This is a genomic window from Flavobacterium sp. GNP008 (genome assembly GCF_056428965.1).
In genome coordinates this window covers 1-247 of the sequence record NZ_JBWJVL010000054.1, presented here as the reverse complement: position 1 = coordinate 247, position 247 = coordinate 1, and the positions used below count along the sequence as shown (strand labels likewise).

The 247-nt window shown below is 61.1% G+C and carries 1 protein-coding gene; it reads left to right on the top strand.

All coding sequences use genetic code 11. The annotated features are described in order from the left end of the window. The coding region (locus tag AC0608_RS13855; protein ID WP_478289487.1) for a hypothetical protein at window positions 1-247 on the top strand (247 nt) is incomplete at both ends.

Here is a 247-nt window from a genome sequence, read left to right as displayed (position 1 = left end):
CCGAAGATGACCACCGTAGGCTCCCAGGACACCACCGGTCCGATGACCCGTGATGAACTGAAAGACCTGGCGTGCCTGGGCTTCTCGACCGATCTGGTGATGCAGTCCTTCTGCCATACCGCGGCCTATCCAAAGCCGATCGACGTGACCACCCACCACACCCTGCCTGACTTCATCATGACCCGTGGCGGTGTATCGCTGCGTCCAGGCGACGGCATCATCCACAGTTGGCTGAACCGCATGCTGC